The sequence below is a fragment of the Hominisplanchenecus murintestinalis genome, assembly GCF_943193015.1.
In the GTDB taxonomy this organism is placed as follows: domain Bacteria; phylum Bacillota; class Clostridia; order Lachnospirales; family Lachnospiraceae; genus Hominisplanchenecus_A; species Hominisplanchenecus_A murintestinalis.
In genome coordinates this window covers 23,473-34,492 of record NZ_CALPCM010000030.1, presented here as the reverse complement: position 1 = coordinate 34,492, position 11,020 = coordinate 23,473, and the positions used below count along the sequence as shown (strand labels likewise).

The window sequence follows — 11,020 nt, the reverse complement described above, 5'->3', positions numbered from 1 at the left end:
CCCACTCGGCGACCACCGCGGCAGAGAAACACGCGCTGCGTGTTTCTCCGACGGTTAGTTCACCGGCGCGTTGTCTCTGTCCGTGTGGGATATGCGGCAGGCTTCCCGGCGTACGGCGTAAACATGGGGACTATCGGTTCCGTGACTGTCCGGAGTAGGCATGGATACTATCGGTTCTGTAACTGTCTGGGGTGAGCAGTAAACTCCCCGACAAACCGCAATTTATTGAGCAGCCCAGCCCGGTGTTGCATAAATCCCGCGCGTATTCTATAATGTACCCAGAATATCTGATTATTAGTCATGGAAAGGAAACGGGAGCATGGATTCATATAAAGCGGTATATCAGGGCGGCGAGGGAGAAATTGTGGAAAAAAAATCGCGTTTCATCGCCACGGTGCATCCTATAGAGTCTGAGGAGGAAGCGCTGGAATTTATCGCAGGACTGAAGAAAAAGTATTGGAACGCGACGCACAACTGCTGGGCTTTTGTGGCAGGGGAACGGCAGGAGCTGCAGCGGTGCAGCGATGACGGTGAGCCGCAGGGGACGGCGGGAAGGCCCATGCTGGAGGTGCTTTTGGGAGAAGGTATCCACAACGCGGCAGTGGTAGTGACGCGGTATTTTGGCGGCACGCTTCTGGGAACGGGGGGATTGGTGCGCGCTTATTCTAAGGCAGTGCAGGCAGGGCTGAAAGCCAGTGTAATTATTGAGAAACAACAGGGCTTTTTGCTGAAATTGGAGACGGATTATAATGGTATTGGGAAGATACAGTATATTCTGGGGCAAAGAGGGATTGTTATTACAGATTCGGAATACACGGAGAAAGTGAAAGTGGAGACGCTGGTGCCGCAGGAACTTTTGGATGGGATACGGGAAGAGATTACAGAAGGAACGAATGGAAAGGCTGTGTTTTTGGCATGCAGTCCGGTGTGTTTTGCTTTAGTGGATGGCGCTCCGGTGATTTTCGCTTGAAATATTTAAAGGGAGCGATTAGAATGGAAAGGAAAATGATGTAGAAATGTGTGCCTTTGGAGGGGAAAATGGAAAATAGATGCGAGGCGCCCATAGGGGTATTTGATTCCGGGGTCGGCGGTCTGACCGTAGCGAGGGAAATCATGAGGAATATCCCGAATGAGCGCATAATATATTTTGGGGACACGGCACGTGTTCCCTATGGCAGCAAATCGAAGGATACAGTGCTGCGCTATTCGCGGCAGATTATCCGGTTTTTGCGCACACAGGATGTAAAGGCTATTGTGGTGGCCTGCAATACCGCCAGCGCCTATGCATTGGAAGAAATTAAGAAAGAGCTTGACATTCCGATTATTGGGGTAGTAAAGCCGGGCGCGCGGGTTGCGGGGAAAGCTACAAAGAATGGAAAGATTGGTATCATAGGGACAGAAGCCACTGTGAATTCGGGGATTTACACGGAATTTATCCAGGCGCAGAATCCGGATATTCAGGTGTTAGGAAAAGCCTGTCCTCTTTTCGTTCCATTGGTGGAAGAGGGATGGCTGAAGGATTCAGTGACTGCAGAGGTTGCCGGGAGATATCTGGATAGTTTGATGGAACAGGGAATTGATACCCTGATTTTAGGCTGTACCCATTATCCGCTGCTGCGTTCCCTGCTGAGGGATATTGTGGGTGAGGGTGTAACTTTAGTAAATCCTGCCTATGAGACGGCAAGGGAATTGAAAGAACTGCTGAAACGAGAGCATTTGGAAAATCCCTGCACGGGGGACTGTGAAGCAGAGCGTTATAAATTTTATGTGAGCGATTTGGCGGAAAAGTTTAAGGAATTTGCCAATTCTATCCTGCCGTTTGATATAGAGATGACCAGACAGATTAATATTGAGGAGTATTAGAATATGACAAAGGACGTTTTGCTTCGGATTAAGGGATTGCAGTCTGTGGAAGCGGAAGAAGAAACGGTGGAGATGATTGCTCCCGGAATTTATTTTGAGAGGGACGGCAAACATTATATTAAATATGACGAGGCTGTAGAAGGGACAGAAGAAACCATACAGAATCTCATTAAAGTAGACGGCAGCAGTATGGAGGTCACGAAGCGGGGAGTGACGAATGCGCATATGGTTTTTGAGCGTAATAAAAAAAATCATACTTATTATAGTACCCCTTTTGGGAATTTGCTGGTGGGTATTTCCGCTAAGGATATTGTGCTGAAGGCTGCTGAGGACAGTCTGGATATTAAGGTAGAATATGCATTAGAAGTAAACTATGAACATTTAGCAGACTGTACAATCAGCATGAATGTGCAGTCAAAGAAAAGGGCACATCTGCATTTGTAACAGATGTGCCTGCCTTTTTATTTTTTTGAAAATTTTCCTTTTACCCGGGCGAAGAAGCCTGCCTTTTTCTTCGGGGCGGTTTCGAGTGAGCCGCGGATGCCTCTTACGCTTGTTATGTAAAGCCCGCTTACAACAGCTTTTACTTCACGCTTTACGGGAAGGCTGTCAAAGATGGATGCTTCGCATACCAGTGTCATAATCTTGGGCCCGACCTTTGCCTTTACGATAGGAAGCTTTGAACGGCGCATCATCTTCGGGGTCTGATCTATGACCATCTGGGGCAGACCTGAATCTTTTAGCTTCATTTTCTTTTTATCAATAATCAGCATTGTGACGTTTTGCTTCGCAGCCTCCATCTGCTCCTGCTGAATTGCCTGCTTTTTCTGCATCTTCCGCCCAAAGAAATAAAGGCCGATGAGTAAAACGATGAGTACTGCCAGAATGATGAGCAGCACAGTTCCTAATGTGGACATAGCGTACCTCCAATTATCTTTTTATAATGTAATGTTTACATTCTAGCATTCTTTGGGGAAAAGTTCAATGATTCTTTTGCGTTATCATCATATCTGGTTTTGCAGGACGGTGGCAAAAGCTTGAATATAGTGATATGTGTATTGTACAGGTGCAGGATTTATGGTATACTCATTTACTAATAAATGGTTCTTTCTCTATTCTGGGAAAGGAGATAACATGGACGAAGTTTTAAAAGAGAAAGAATTGGGCAAAGGGGTTATACAGCGCATAAATAAAGGAGTTTTGTTAAAATGGAAGCATACAAAAGCGAGTTTATCGATTTTATGGTGGATAGTGATGTCCTGAAGTTTGGAGAGTTTACGCTGAAAAGCGGAAGAAAATCCCCGTTTTTTATGAATGCGGGGGCTTACGTAACAGGTACGCAGCTTCGGAAGCTGGGAGAATATTATGCGAAAGCGATTCATGACAATTATGGACTGGATTTTGACGTGCTGTTCGGGCCGGCATATAAAGGGATTCCTTTGAGCGTGGCGACGACGATGGCGATCAGCGAGCTTTATGGAAAGGATATCCGCTATTGTTCGAACAGAAAAGAGGAAAAAGACCATGGGGATGCGGGAATCCTTCTGGGGAGTAAGATCAAGGACGGCGACAGGGTGGTGATTATTGAGGATGTGACCACATCAGGAAAGTCTATTGAAGAAACATTTCCGATTATCCGTGCTCAGGGCCGGGTAGAAATCAAAGGGCTTATGGTATCTTTGAACCGTATGGAGAGAGGAAAGGGCGAGAAGAGCGCTTTGGAGGAAATCCGGGAGAAATACGGTTTCCAGGCAAATGCTATTGTGAGTATGGCAGAGGTTGTGGAATATCTGCATAATAAAGAATGCGGCGGCAGGGTTGTGATTGATGATACCATTAAAGCGGCAATTGATGTATATTATGAGCAGTACGGCGCAAAATAAAGCGGATTAGTAAGGAGGGCTGGTATGAGTGAAAAGGTGTACAGGACAATGGGCGGTGCAGGTGCGTCCGGCATAGCGGTGGGAGTAGTTGTGCTGGTCACAGGGATTGTTTCGGGAATTTTGTTGATTGTGCAGGGGGCAAGACTTTTAAAGAACAGGAAGAGCGTGCTGATTTAAGATGAGGTATGAGACGAAAAGAATGATACGCATAGCCGGGCTGATACTGTTTATCTGTTATCTGCTCGGTCTGACGTATTTTCTGTTTTTTGCGGAGAGTTATGGAAGGACAGTGACAGACCGGGAATATTCGTACAATCTGGTGCCGTTCCTGGAAATTAAGCGTTTTTGGCAGAACAGGGAACTGATTGGGCATTTTGCGGTGTTTATTAATCTGGCAGGAAATGTGCTGGCGTTTGTTCCTTTTGGCTTTTTTCTGCCAATGCTGAGCAGCCATGCGAGGGGCTTATTCCGTATGGGATTGTTTAGCTTTGAGTTCAGCCTTCTTGTCGAGACGATTCAGCTGGTGTCAAAAGTGGGGAGCTTTGATGTGGATGATTTGATGCTCAACACCCTGGGCGGAATTCTGGGATACGTGATTTTTTCGTTGTGCAATTATATAAGGAGAAAAGTGTATGGCTAAGAAACGGATGTATTCTTTCGCAGAGAAAAAGCATTCTCAGAGAGGGCTTGTCTCAACAATCCTGGGAGGGCTTTCACTGGTGATTTTTGGCGCGCTGGCATACCTCGCCTATTATCTGGACGGAGAGGGCGGGGCGTATATGGGAACGATAGGGCTGACAGGCGCCGTATTTTCCGTAATGGGGCTGATTTTGGGATTGGTTAGTTTTGGAGAGCATGACACACATCTGCTCTTTCCGAAGATTGGTTCAATTCTCAACGGCTGTGTGTTGGCGATTTGGATTTTTGTGATTTTGATTGGTTTTGGAGGGTGAGCAGGAGATGGAGAGACTGCGGCAGCAGATGGAATTTATCCTGGAAGTGGATAAGCTGAAAAATATAACACGGCAGACCTGGCTTTCGTCAGGTGAAAGAAAAGAAAATGACAGTGAGCATTCCTGGCATCTGGCCTTGATGTGCGCGTTGCTTGCGGAGTATGCAAATGAGCAGATTGATGTACTGCGCACGATGACGATGGTGCTGATTCATGATATTGTTGAAATTGACGCGGGAGATACGTATGCTTATGATGCAGCCGGAAATGCTACGAAAAGAGAGCGGGAGGTTCAGGCGGCAAACCGCCTTTTTCATCTGCTGCCCCCTGATCAGGCAGAGTACATGAGAGGGCTGTGGGATGAGTTTGAAGCCGGGGAAACAGCGGAGGCAAAATTTGCACTGTCACTGGACAAGATTCAGCCGATTCTGCTCAATGATGCTTCCGGAGGGAAGTCCTGGAGGGAACATCAGGTGAAGGTGTCTCAGATTATGGAGCGGAATGTGCGTACGCCGGAAGGCTCGAAGGAGCTGTGGGGGTATGCCGGGAAGCTGATTGAGAAGAATGTGAAGAATGGGAATATCGAATGTTAGGGGAGGAGCAGAGATGCCGCGAGAGGACAGTATCATACAGGAACGATATGATTTGACGATAGAGCGTATTGCGTCTATATTGCAGGAGCATACGGTATCGGAGCCGTTTGGCGATTATTTCGCAAAGACGGCCTCTTTTCTTTTTATGCTTCATCAGGCAGATATTAGGTGGGAGCGTAGTCTGGAGGAGTGGCAGGAATGGAACAGGCAGCTTTATGAGGACATCCTGCCTGAAAACTATGGGAGCAGCTACGGGAATCCTGCATATGCAGTGGAGCAGCTGGGCGAGGTTCATGGACGGATTTTGAGTTTCCTTTATACGGAACTGAGGGGCATTATCGTATATAAATATGAGGGGCGCCTGGAGGATATCACGGTGCTGCATGAATTGTTTATTGAAATTTACAATTGTTTTGAAGAGGAGGAACTTCCGTCTTACCGTGAAATCCAGCAGATTATTTATTGGCATATCAGTGATTACAGTGATTTGACGGTGAGCCGCCGCATCCGCGAGGCCGTAGACCCATCGCTGGATTTTGCGGCGAAGATTGTTTTGGAAGAGGATTTGACGGATTTGCGTTATCTGTATAAATATGGAGAATACATTACGCAGAATGAGCTTCGGATGGCGGAACACCTGAATTCCCTTCCTCAGGAAACGATTAAACGAATGGCAGACACTTACACAGAAGGATATCGGATGGGTTTTGTGCTGGGGAACAAAGATTTGTCAAAGAAAAAGACGGTAAATATCCGCTATGCTGTCGGATTTGAGAGGATGATCCGCGCAGCAGTGGAAAATTTTTATAAAATGGGACTGAAACCAGTGATTTACCGTTCGGCAGCTGCAAGCGTCAATCGGAGGGGACAGTCTCGTGTGGGGTATTTTGGGGCGATTCCAAACAAGCAGTATGATTATGACCACAGGGCGGACGCAGCAGTTTATCTGGATAAACCCTTTGTGGAGCGAAAGCTCGGTGTGATGCGCGCTGCCTATGAAGAATATAAAGAATTGGCGTATGTCCATGCAGGACCAGCCTGTGTGGAGACGTTTGGCGAGGCGCCTTTTATACCGGAGAATAAGCCAGAGTCCTATCGTTTTTCAGAAAAGCAGCAGCAGCTCCAGGTCAGCCTGGATAACGAATCCGCCCGCATTACCAACCGCTATATAAAAGGTGAGGAGCGGAGTTTCACGATTATTGCCTTTCCGGTTCCAGAGATTGGTTCAGATTTTTCGGAAATTTTTGACGAAATAGTAAAGATTAATACGCTCGATTATTCTCTGTACCGAAGAATACAGCAGACCCTGATTGATACGCTGGATAAAGGAAAGGCAGTGCATATCCTGGGCTGCGGGGAGAATCATACGGATTTGACGGTACAGCTTCACAAGCTGGAGCATCCGTCAAAAGAAACGAATTTTGAAAACTGCGTGGCAGATGTAAACATTCCGGTGGGCGAGGTATTCACTTCCCCGGTGCTGAAAGGAACAGAGGGCGTGCTGGAAGTGGGGCGCGTGTATTTAAACGAATTGTGTTACGAAAACTTCCATATGGAATTTAAGGACGGAATGGTCACAGAATATACTTGCGGGAATTTCGAATCTGAAGAAGAAAACAGACGTTACATCCGGGAAAATGTGCTGCACCATCATGATACTCTTCCGATGGGGGAATTTGCCATCGGAACGAATACGACTGCATATGCGGCAGCCAGGAAATATGATATCGCCGGATGCCTGCCGATTCTGATTGCAGAAAAAATGGGACCGCACTTTGCAGTGGGAGATACCTGCTATAGCTGGGCGGAGGATACGGCAGTCTACAATCCTGACGGAAAAGAGATTATTGCCCGCGATAATGAAATTTCCATCCTGAGAAAGACAGATATTGGAAAGGCGTATCTGGGATGCCATACCGATATTACGATTCCTTACGAAGAATTGGGGAAAATCGAAGTCATCTGCAGCGATGGCACCCGGATTCCGGTGATAGAAAACGGAAGGTTTGTTCTGGAAGGGACAGAAGAGCTTAACGTACCTCTGGAAAGGGAGGGAGTGGTTTAATAAAAAGCTTTTACTTGGCTGAAAAGGCTGCAAGTAGGAACATGCAAGTAAAAAAATATTTTAAACAAAACTATGAAAAAGAAGGAGAAAAGTTATGAAGGTAAACAAACATAGGAAAAAAATAGCGGCAGCCCTTGCTGTTGGACTTGCACTGTCCCCTGTATCTGAGGATTTATTTGCATTTACTGCCAGCTCGACGCCGGCTTGTGTATCGGCGGCAAAGGCGCGTACAAAAAAAGGCTGGCGTACGATTAGGGGCGGGAAAAAGAGATATTATAAAAAGGGAAAGTATGTCACAGGGATTCAGAAAATCCATAAAAAGTATTATTATTTTGATAAGAAAGGAATTATGAAGACTGGAACCGTGTATAACCGGACAGCCGTTTATTACCTGGACAACAAAGGTATCCTGGAAGCATTCCGAAAAAAATCTGTTTATTACTATCCAAATGGCAAACGTATGAGCACAACAGAGGCACAGGATTTCAAAACTCTGCAGACGGCAAAATCCATTGCAGGGCAGGTTACAAATTCCCGCATGACCCAGGAACAAAAACTAAAAGCATGTTTTGACTGGGTGATTTCGAAACCTTACGTTACCAGGCGTACATTTGCAAATGTGAAAGGCTGGCCGGCAGTTTATGCCAATGACCATTTCCTTCTGGGGGGCGGCAACTGTTTTTCTGATGCAGCCGCATTCGCCTACCTTGCCAAAGCTCTTGGATATAAAAATGTTTATGTCTGTGTAGACTGTGACGGAAGCGGAGGGCGGGGGCATGCCTGGGCGGAAATAAACGGACTGGCTTATGATCCGCTTTTTGCAGAAGCTAAAAGTTATAGTGCAAATTATGCAGCGCCATACGGCACCTATATTCTGCATCCGATTCTGCATATTGCTTTGTAGATTCAGTGTTAGTCATTTGGTAGTCAAATCAGAAAAAGCCGCTCAAAAATGGGCGGCTTTCATTGGTCAGAAAATGAAAAAAGCCTTGAAAACCAAGGCTTTTTAAAAAGCTGATGACGGGACTCGGACCCGTGACCTCCTCACTACCAATGAGGTGCGCTACCACCTGTGCCACATCAGCCTGTACACAACAAATCATCGCTACGTTTAGCAATTCTACCATAAACCAGATTCCTTGTCAACGGCTTTTTTGTATTTTTGTCTGGTGTGATAGTTGTATTTTTTTTAGGAATATAGTAAGATGAATGAAGAGCAAAAGAAAGGGGAAATGTATGGAACGAGAACTGATTTTCTGGCTGGTTCTGCTGGTTGTCCTTCTGGTGATAGAGCTGGCTACCCTTGGGTTGACGACAATTTGGTTCGCAGGAGGCGCTGCGGCTGCTTTTGTAGCATCGATTCTTGGGGCGGGGCTTGTGGTGCAGATTGTGGTCTTTTTGGCAGTGTCCATTTTACTGCTGGTATTTACCAGACCCTTTGCTGCAAAATATATTAATAAAAACAGAGTAAGGACAAATGTGGACAGCTTGCTTGGGCAGAAGGCGGTAGTGACGCAGGATATAGACAATTTGGCAGGAACGGGCGAAGCCCGGGCAGACGGCAAGGTATGGATGGCGCGCACAGAAAATGATGGGGAACAGATTGTGTGCGGAACCACAGTTACGATCCTGGGGGTGAGCGGTGTGAAGCTTATTGTAGAGAAATGATAACTGACGGAGCAAGCAGTAACAAAATGGAATATGAAGAGAACTGGGAGGTATGATTATGGAACCTGGAAATATTGTTGCATCGGTATTGGTTGGGATTTTGGTGTTGATTGTCCTGATGATTTTGATTTCGTGTATCAGGATTGTACCGCAGGCGACGGCGTTGGTTATTGAGCGTTTGGGGGGATACCGCGGAACTTGGAGCGTGGGGCTTCATGTGAAAGCGCCGTTTATCGACAGAGTTGCAAAAAGGGTGAACTTGAAAGAGCAGGTTGTTGATTTTGAACCGCAGCCGGTTATTACAAAAGATAATGTAACTATGCGGATTGACACGGTTGTATTTTATCAGATTACAGACCCGAAACTGTTTGCGTATGGTGTGGAAAATCCGATTATGGCGATTGAGAATCTGACGGCGACAACGCTGCGGAATATTATCGGTGATTTGGAGCTGGATCAGACATTGACTTCCAGGGAGACGATTAATACGAAAATGCGTGCATCGCTGGATGTGGCAACCGACCCGTGGGGCATTAAGGTAAATAGAGTGGAGCTGAAAAATATCATTCCGCCGGCAGCGATCCAGGATGCTATGGAGAAGCAGATGAAAGCAGAGCGTGAGCGGAGAGAATCTATTCTCCGGGCAGAGGGTGAGAAAAAGTCCACGATTCTGGTGGCGGAAGGAAAGAAAGAATCGGCAATCCTGGATGCAGAGGCAGAGAAACAGGCGGCAATCCTGCGCGCAGAGGCAGCGAAAGAAAAGATGATCCGGGAAGCCGAAGGAGAGGCGGAGGCTATCCTGAAAGTGCAGAAAGCAAATGCAGACGGACTCCGTTTCCTGAAAGAAGCAGGTGCAGATCAGCCGGTTCTTGCACTGAAGAGTTTTGAAGCTTTGGAAAAAGTGGCGGATGGGAAGGCTACAAAAATTATTATTCCATCAGAAATCCAAAATGTAGCAGGGCTTGTGAAAGCCGTGACAGAAGTAGCGAAAGAGGAGATATAAAAATGAATTTAAAAGGAAGAAATTTTTTGACGTTGAAAGACTATACGGACGAGGAAATCATGTATCTGTTGGATTTGGCGGCAGAACTGAAAGATAAGAAGAAAAAGGGTATCCCGGTGGATACCCTCAGAGGGAAAAACGTTGCGTTGATTTTTGAAAAAACAAGTACCAGAACCAGGTGTTCTTTTGAAGTGGCGGCACATGATTTGGGGATGGGTGCAACGTATCTGGATCCTAAAAGCTCACAGATAGGAAAAAAAGAGAGTATTGCCGATACTGCCAGGGTACTTGGAAGGATGTTTGAGGGTATTGAGTACCGGGGATATGGGCAGGAAATCGTAGAAGAATTGGCAGAACATGCCGGAGTCCCGGTATGGAATGGGCTTACGAACGAGTATCATCCGACACAGATGCTGGCTGATTTGCTGACAATCCGGGAGCATTTTGGAGAGCTGAAAGGAAAGAAGCTGGTTTATATGGGCGACGCCCGTTACAATATGGGAAATTCCCTGATGATTGCCTGTGCGAAAATGGGGATGCATTTTACGGCGTGTACGACAAAAAAATATTTTCCGGATGCGGAGCTGGTGAAGCTTTGTGAAGAGTATGCTGAGGTTTCCGGCGGGAGTGTGACGCTGACAGAAGACGTGATGGAGGGCACGAAAGGCGCTGATGTAATCTATACGGATGTGTGGGTGTCTATGGGAGAACCGGACGAGATTTGGGAAGAGCGTATCCGGGAACTTACGCCGTATAAAGTGACAGCCGATGTGATGAAAAATGCGGGTGAGCAGTCTATTTTCCTGCACTGCCTTCCGGCTTTCCATGATTTAAAGACTCAAATTGGAAGGGAAATGGGAGAACGTTTCCGGCTTGAAGATATGGAAGTTACAGATGAAGTGTTTGAGTCGGTACAGTCAAAAGTGTTTGACGAAGCAGAAAACAGGATGCATACAATTAAGGCAGTGATGCTTGCTACTTTAGGAGAGTAGG

At 46.4% G+C, this 11,020-nt stretch carries 14 protein-coding genes and 1 tRNA gene; 13 read left to right on the top strand and 2 right to left on the bottom strand.

Annotated features, from left to right (window positions below):
- Window positions 1-319: 319 nt before the first annotated feature.
- The 3 genes from NFR99_RS10640 (at window position 320) to NFR99_RS10630 (ending at window position 2,307) form a co-directional block, all read left to right on the top strand.
- Window positions 320-970, top strand: a complete 651-nt coding sequence (locus NFR99_RS10640) for a YigZ family protein (RefSeq protein WP_120485168.1) — start codon at window positions 320-322, stop codon at window positions 968-970.
- Window positions 971-1,038: 68 nt separating this feature from the next.
- A complete protein-coding gene (murI, locus tag NFR99_RS10635) occupies window positions 1,039-1,863 on the top strand; it encodes a glutamate racemase (RefSeq protein ID WP_120485167.1) in 825 nt (274 codons plus the stop codon).
- 3 nt (window positions 1,864-1,866) lie between these two features.
- Complete coding sequence (locus tag NFR99_RS10630; RefSeq protein WP_120485166.1) at window positions 1,867-2,307, top strand: YwiB family protein; 441 nt, start codon at window positions 1,867-1,869, stop codon at window positions 2,305-2,307.
- Between the two features lie 17 nt (window positions 2,308-2,324).
- On the opposite strand, the gene NFR99_RS10625 is transcribed toward NFR99_RS10630, so the two are convergent.
- Window positions 2,325-2,780, bottom strand: coding sequence for a hypothetical protein (locus NFR99_RS10625; RefSeq protein WP_120485165.1), 456 nt, complete (start codon window positions 2,778-2,780; stop codon window positions 2,325-2,327).
- Window positions 2,781-3,071: 291 nt separating this feature from the next.
- Between NFR99_RS10625 and pyrE the strand changes: the two genes are divergently transcribed.
- The 7 genes from pyrE (at window position 3,072) to NFR99_RS10590 (ending at window position 8,260) form a co-directional block, all read left to right on the top strand.
- Window positions 3,072-3,746: an orotate phosphoribosyltransferase gene (pyrE, locus tag NFR99_RS10620; RefSeq protein ID WP_120485164.1), complete on the top strand. Its 675-nt coding sequence runs from the start codon at window positions 3,072-3,074 to the stop codon at window positions 3,744-3,746.
- Between the two features lie 24 nt (window positions 3,747-3,770).
- A complete protein-coding gene (locus NFR99_RS10615; RefSeq protein WP_168354731.1) occupies window positions 3,771-3,923 on the top strand; it encodes a hypothetical protein in 153 nt (50 codons plus the stop codon).
- Window positions 3,924-3,945: 22 nt separating this feature from the next.
- On the top strand, window positions 3,946-4,386 hold the full coding sequence (locus NFR99_RS10610) for a VanZ family protein (RefSeq protein ID WP_251353600.1): 441 nt from the start codon (window positions 3,946-3,948) through the stop codon (window positions 4,384-4,386).
- A complete protein-coding gene (locus NFR99_RS10605) occupies window positions 4,379-4,699 on the top strand; it encodes a DUF6142 family protein (protein ID WP_120485162.1) in 321 nt (106 codons plus the stop codon). Before NFR99_RS10610 ends, NFR99_RS10605 begins: the two co-directional genes overlap by 8 nt.
- A 7-nt stretch (window positions 4,700-4,706) precedes the next feature.
- Entirely contained in the window at window positions 4,707-5,291 is a 585-nt protein-coding gene (locus NFR99_RS10600) for an HD domain-containing protein (protein ID WP_135975166.1), read from the top strand.
- Window positions 5,292-5,304: 13 nt separating this feature from the next.
- The gene (locus NFR99_RS10595) at window positions 5,305-7,356 is read left to right on the top strand and encodes an aminopeptidase (protein WP_251353599.1); all 2,052 of its coding nucleotides are present in this window, start codon (window positions 5,305-5,307) and stop codon (window positions 7,354-7,356) included.
- A 94-nt stretch (window positions 7,357-7,450) separates the two neighbouring features.
- Complete coding sequence (locus NFR99_RS10590) at window positions 7,451-8,260, top strand: transglutaminase domain-containing protein (RefSeq protein ID WP_251353598.1); 810 nt, start codon at window positions 7,451-7,453, stop codon at window positions 8,258-8,260.
- Window positions 8,261-8,368: 108 nt separating this feature from the next.
- On the opposite strand, the gene NFR99_RS10585 is transcribed toward NFR99_RS10590, so the two are convergent.
- Window positions 8,369-8,441, bottom strand: a tRNA-Thr gene (locus NFR99_RS10585).
- Between the two features lie 151 nt (window positions 8,442-8,592).
- Between NFR99_RS10585 and NFR99_RS10580 the strand changes: the two genes are divergently transcribed.
- From NFR99_RS10580 to argF, 3 genes are read left to right on the top strand one after another with little or no spacing between them, the layout of a single operon-like run.
- Window positions 8,593-9,024 (top strand): NfeD family protein, encoded by a 432-nt coding sequence (locus tag NFR99_RS10580; RefSeq protein WP_251353597.1) that lies wholly within the window; start codon window positions 8,593-8,595, stop codon window positions 9,022-9,024.
- Between the two features lie 58 nt (window positions 9,025-9,082).
- Entirely contained in the window at window positions 9,083-10,027 is a 945-nt protein-coding gene (locus NFR99_RS10575) for an SPFH domain-containing protein (protein ID WP_120485158.1), read from the top strand.
- 2 nt (window positions 10,028-10,029) lie between these two features.
- Window positions 10,030-11,019, top strand: a complete 990-nt coding sequence (gene argF / locus NFR99_RS10570) for an ornithine carbamoyltransferase (protein ID WP_120485157.1) — start codon at window positions 10,030-10,032, stop codon at window positions 11,017-11,019.
- Window position 11,020: the final 1 nt, after the last annotated feature.